General features: G+C 41.1%; 6 protein-coding genes, 1 tRNA gene and 1 pseudogene. All 8 read left to right on the top strand.

Annotated elements, in window-relative coordinates:
* The coding region (locus tag WC743_RS27940) for a hypothetical protein (RefSeq protein ID WP_373016843.1) at nt 1-221 on the top strand (221 nt) is incomplete at its 5' end.
* Between the two features lie 115 nt (nt 222-336).
* Entirely contained in the window at nt 337-1,611 is a 1,275-nt protein-coding gene (locus WC743_RS27935) for a folylpolyglutamate synthase/dihydrofolate synthase family protein (protein ID WP_373016842.1), read from the top strand.
* On the top strand, nt 1,604-2,080 hold the full coding sequence (locus WC743_RS27930; protein WP_373016841.1) for a dihydrofolate reductase: 477 nt from the start codon (nt 1,604-1,606) through the stop codon (nt 2,078-2,080). Before WC743_RS27935 ends, WC743_RS27930 begins: the two co-directional genes overlap by 8 nt.
* Before the next feature lie 50 nt (nt 2,081-2,130).
* Nucleotides 2,131-2,207: transfer RNA gene (locus tag WC743_RS27925), tRNA-Lys, on the top strand.
* A 427-nt stretch (nt 2,208-2,634) separates the two neighbouring features.
* Nucleotides 2,635-3,354, top strand: coding sequence for a hypothetical protein (locus WC743_RS27920; RefSeq protein WP_373016840.1), 720 nt, complete (start codon nt 2,635-2,637; stop codon nt 3,352-3,354).
* 81 nt (nt 3,355-3,435) lie between these two features.
* On the top strand, nt 3,436-3,924 hold the full coding sequence (locus WC743_RS27915; RefSeq protein WP_373016839.1) for a hypothetical protein: 489 nt from the start codon (nt 3,436-3,438) through the stop codon (nt 3,922-3,924).
* A gap of 391 nt (nt 3,925-4,315) precedes the next feature.
* Nucleotides 4,316-4,726 (top strand): low molecular weight phosphatase family protein, encoded by a 411-nt coding sequence (locus WC743_RS27910; protein ID WP_373016838.1) that lies wholly within the window; start codon nt 4,316-4,318, stop codon nt 4,724-4,726.
* Between the two features lie 97 nt (nt 4,727-4,823).
* Nucleotides 4,824-5,232: pseudogene (locus WC743_RS27905) on the top strand (transcriptional regulator); the annotation flags it as partial.

The raw sequence follows: 5,232 nt of genomic DNA, 5'->3' as shown, positions 1-5,232 counted from the left end.
ATCTTTACCAACTAATATATGAGTGGCTTGATATATCTGGCGCAGCCTATAACGAACCGAAATATCAAGGAAATGGTTACTTGCCTCATAGTACTTTTCAGAAAACAGGTTCGTTAAAAAGGGGCGAAAAGAGGCTTCTATTATCGGTTTCTCTTATTGATTTGTACCCACACAACAATGGTTATCAGCGTAAGATATCTAAGACCATCAATTTATTGTAGATAGTTCTAACTTAGTATTAAGCTGTATACAAAGGTCGAACCCTTAACCTTAAAGTTTTGTCAAATATCCTGGTCATGGCTGGGATATTTTTATTTTGCCTGTAGAATACGTTGTATGAGACAGATTCGAAATATTACCGAAGCAGAGCAGGCGTTGGCAGAATATATGCCGCAGGTTAAGGAACTGCTTGGCAAAGATATAACTTTGGTACGCATGGAACCGTTGCTAGCCAGCCTTGGTAACCCACAATCCAAGCTAAAAATTATTCACGTGGCGGGGACCTCTGGCAAAACGTCTACTTCGTACTACGTAGCTTCACTTTTAAAAGTAGCGGGGCAAAAAGTGGGACTTACGGTGTCTCCGCACTTGGACTCAGTTACCGAGCGTGTGCAGATAAACCTTGAACCCCTTGCCGAAGACGTGTTTTGTCAGTCGCTTGGAGAGTTTTTGGAACTTATCAAAAATGTTGATCCACGACCAACATATTTTGAATTAGTGATAGCTTTTGTTTACTGGTATTTTGCCAAAGTTCAAGTAGATTACGCAGTTATAGAAACAGGGCTAGGGGGCACTTTTGACGCTACAAACGTGGCAAAAAACAGCAACAAAGTTTGCGTAATAACAGATATAGGTATAGATCATACACACGTGTTAGGTAACAGTCTGCCAGAAATAGCCGGGCAAAAGGCAGGGATAATCCAGGCTCAAAACCAGGTGTTTATGCATGATCAATCCCCTGCTGTTATGGAAGTTTTTCACGCCAAATCAAATAACGAAAAAGCAATACTTAACGTGTTAAGTATTGCAAAAGAGCAAGATAGGGAAGCGTTTATTGCTTTGCCCGATTACCAAAAGCGCAACTGGTCTTTGGCAAACCAGGTCTATGGGTATCTTGCGCAGCGTGATTCCCTGCCCGCATTGACTGAAGATCAATTGATAGAGAGTATGCGGGTAAAAGTACCGGGGCGTATGGAAGTTAAAAAGCTAGGCAAGAAAACCATTGTCATGGATGGCGCTCACAATGAGCAAAAAATGACGGCATTTGTAAGCAGTTTTAAGAAACTATACCCCAACCAAAAAGCTGCTATTTTACTGAGTCTCAAAGAAGGCAAAGAATACGAAGCAGTACTCCCAATCATTAAGCCAATCTGTAGTAGCCTAATCATAACAACTTTTCTAACCGCTCAAGATTTGCCCGCTGTATCTATACATCCCGATATTTTAGCCGCCGCTGCCCAAAAATATGGCTTCAACAACGTTAGCGTTGACGCTTATTACAAAACCGCATATCAGCAACTACTTGCTACGGACGAGCCATTGGCAATCATAACCGGATCGTTTTACTTGCTTAGCACGCTTCGTCCTATCATACTTAGCAACGATGATTAGGTTGATAGCAGCAATAGATCAAAAGCGAGGTATTGCCAAGGGGGGTGTTCAGCCCTGGAATATACCAACAGACGAAAAGTACTTTTTGGAACAAACCAGCAAATGGGGTGGTGAAGTTCTAATGGGCAGCAAAACTTATCAGGTAATTGGGCATCCACTGCCAAATCGCAAAAACTACGTCGTAACCCGTGATGCTGTAGCCGTAAACGGTGCCGAAATAGTAAACGATCTAGATAGTTTTTTAAAAGGTTTTGGCAGGGATTTGTGGATTGTAGGCGGCGCATCTATTTTTGAACAGACTTTGCCTTACGCGGACGAGCTTTATTTAACCAAAATTGAAGCCGATTTTGGTTGTGATCAGTTTTTTCCAGATTACGACGCTACTTTCATGCCTTTTGGCGAAGACCCGCTGCAAACGGAGAACGGGTTTATATATAAATTTTGCGTTTACACCAAACGCCAACAATAATAAATTGAATTAACAGATGTAATCTGTTAATATAACGCCTGTTCCACATTGGGTCAGTAGCTCAGCTGGTTAGAGCGTCTGCCTCTTAAGCAGAATGTCGAGGGTTCAAGTCCCTCCTGACCCTCCAATGAAAAAGCTCTGTCTGAAAAGATAGGGCTTTTTCATTGGTTGATTATTGTGTGGGGACTTGAATTCTGGACACGCCAAGGGGGTGTCGAGGTGAGAAATGCCGGTGGCATTTCGCAAGGAAATCTACTCTTCAAAACTGGTTTTGAAAGACGTAGTTTCGGGCTCGCCGAAGGTGAGTCAAGTCCCTCCTGACCCTCCATCCTCCGTCGCAGAACCTGTTTGGTTCAGCTACGGAGGATTTTGACTTTATGAGGCTCGAACTTCGGCACTCCAAAAGGGTTCTAAAGGATCCACCTCTGTAGGGATTTATTTTCTCAGTAAAATCACATTTTCCCTCTCTGGAAAAGATCTGGTCTTTTTTGTCTTTCGGTCTCTCAAGTTCGAGTATTTCTTTTTTGATGGGAAGGTCATAGACTTAACGGTAAATGCTAAGGCTTATTACAAAGCGAAATACACTCGGGGGATTGTTGTTTCTTGTTCTGGTTGGCGAGGTGACCGTTGCGAGCGCCAATGGACTATTTACTCCTCCGGGACTGATTATTTTGTCTGTTTTATACTTTCTGTACTTTATATTGCTTGATTCGCTGGTTGCAAAATATCGCCTAAGCAATATTGGTCTATTGCTTGTGAACTTTTGCTTATATTCGGTATTTATCACTGGTTTACTACACGGTGAAATTGGTGATTATGTTTTGCGTCCTGAAAACCGAGTTATTACCACGCTAATTCGAATACAATGTAGTTTTTATCCGTTATTTGCATTTTATTTGCTTGAAAAAGTTGCACCCAGAAAACTTCCAACAATAAAGCTTTCGCAGAGTGTTTATATGTTCATGGCTTTTATAGTTTTACTATCACCCTCAAAAAGTTTTGGACTGATAAAACTAGTAGATACGTTTTCAAAAGCTCCATTAATAGCATTTTGTTTCAGTGTGGTAGCAGTAGTGGCATTTATAATTGGACTGCAGCTCCACTCGACAACGGCTCGCTTTAAAAGCAGGTTTTTTGGACTACTATCTGTTTTGCTGTTGATCCTGGGATTAATCCCGCACTTAGCAGCTTTTATACTATTGCTGTTAGCAATGATTATTATCGGGTTTATATACATCCTTAAACCCTATTTCCGCACTGCATCAGTTGTTTAATATAACAATATTTCTCTAATGTGATTGGCGTCACAGTAAAAAGCGAAAATTAATCCTAAGATATATCTCAGGAGATCTGCCATGGAAGACAACAGAATACTGAAACTGGTTTATACATTCTTTTTAGGACTACTACTAGCAATATTTATTGGCGTTGGCATAAATACGTTTTATGCTCCACCAGAACCGCCCAAATATCCTGTAGAACTTAACACGACTTATGGCAAAGAAATGTCTGAAAAACAGATAGCCATGGAAAAAGATTACGGTCAAAAAATGGAAACTTTCGACAACACCAAAATGGAGCCATACAACCGCAATGTTTCAATTATGACTTTGAGTGCAGCCGTGCTGCTGCTGGCGGTTAGTCTGATGCTAGAAAAGAAAAAGGTAGAAGTAATTTCCGACGGTGTAATGCTGGGTGGCTTATTTACGCTTCTATACAGCTTGGGCAGAGGCTTTGCGTCACAAGACAGTAAATATTCGTTTATTTCGATTACCGTTGGTTTGATGGTTGTTTTATATCTTGGCTACCACAGATTTGTAAAAACTAAAAAGCCCAGTAAATAGTTGAAAAAGCCAAGTTTATAGCTTTTGTTATGATTAACCAATGACTACTTCGGGGAATAATTCGTTACTAAACAGGTTTATAAGAGATAAAAGCGGCAGAATTGTTGTTTGGCAGACGCCAAATCTGCCACTAATCGGATGGTTTGTTTTTATGGTAGTGGCGCGTTTTGCGGATGGAAACTTAAGAACCGGACTGCAGTTGGGCAGTACGATTTTATTACTTGTGTGGGCATTTCTAGAAATAGTTAAGGGCGTGAACTATTTTAGGCGATTGCTTGGATTGTTTGTGTTTGCTTTGACAGTAATGTCGCATTTTAGGTAAAGCAGCTGCAACTAAAACTTTGTTATGTAGCTCACAGAATGAACATTTTTTGTTTGTTATACTTTCGCTATGAGAGTTTTGTTTGTATGCCGTGCAAATGTAGGACGCAGCCAAGCGGCAGCCGAATTCTATAACCAACTTATGCCTGGTCATGGTGCGTCTGCCGGTACTATTGTAAGTAGTCCTGGTCAAAAACTTAGCCAAAGAAACGGCGCGGTTAATATTATCAGGGTTATGAACGAACACGGTTCAGACATGTCGGGTAACCAGCGTACACAGGTCACAGAACCAATGTTAGGCAAATACGACAAAGTAGTAGTTATGGCAGAGCCAGAAACAATTCCTGACTGGCTGGCAAACTACTCCAAAGTCGAATTATGGACAGTAAAAGATGCTAAAAACCAAGACCTGCAAACAACAAGAACCATTGCCCTAGAGATCAAAAAGCTAGTTCATGGACTTCACCAGTCAAATAGATAAACACGCTCAGTGACCGCAGTCACAGCCAAACAAGCTGATCATATATAAAATATTAACTAGAGGCGCACTTCCTCTTTTAGGAGTTGTTATGACTGCAATGATCGATTACAAAAAAGACCCAACTTATAAAGCCAAAACAGAACCCGAAATAATCGATATACCAAAAATGTTGTTTGTGATGGTCGACGGCAAAGGCGCACCCGATGCAGGGGGTAATGCCAATACTGAATTTCAATCTGCCATGCAGGTGCTGTTTGGTGTAGTGTATACAATCAAATTTTGGGACAAAAAACACAAAGCCCCCGCAGGCTATTCTAAATTTACCTTACCTCCGGTGGAGGGATTGTGGTGGATGGAAGGCACCACAAGCTTTGACATGGCAAAACCAGATGATTGGCGCTGGACGGTTATGATTCGTTTGCCAGAATTTGTTACCCCCGAGTATTTTAAGCAGGTTGTTGATGAGCTGGTCGATAAAAAACAATCCGACATATATAATCTTGGAC

It is taken from the genome of Mucilaginibacter sp. (assembly GCF_041660805.1).
Taxonomy (GTDB): Bacteria; Bacteroidota; Bacteroidia; order Sphingobacteriales; family Sphingobacteriaceae; genus Mucilaginibacter.
The sequence above is the reverse complement of the archived record's forward strand: the minus strand, read 5'-3'. Positions and strand labels throughout refer to the sequence as shown.